Annotated in this window: 1 pseudogene; it reads left to right on the top strand. The window is 34.4% G+C overall.

Annotated features, from left to right (window positions below):
* Positions 1-224, top strand: a pseudogene (locus Q0842_RS16275) (transketolase); the annotation flags it as partial.

The raw sequence follows: 224 nt of genomic DNA, 5'->3' as shown, positions 1-224 counted from the left end.
CGTTTATTAGAGAAGTTAAAAAACCATAGTGGTAAAAATAGTTTTTTAGCCTTACGACCTGCAGATTCAGCAGAGACAAGTGTAGCATGGAAAATGGCTTTAGAAAACACAGATACACCAACAGGATTAATCTTATCAAGACAAGGGATTAAGGATTTACCAGCAAAAGGAACGTCAAGATATCAAGAAGCTTTAGCTTCTAAAAAAGGAGGTTATTTAGTAAA

The organism is uncultured Algibacter sp. (genome assembly GCF_947495675.1).
In the GTDB taxonomy this organism is placed as follows: Bacteria; Bacteroidota; Bacteroidia; order Flavobacteriales; family Flavobacteriaceae; genus Algibacter_B.
This window is presented reverse-complemented; position numbering and strand designations above follow the sequence as displayed.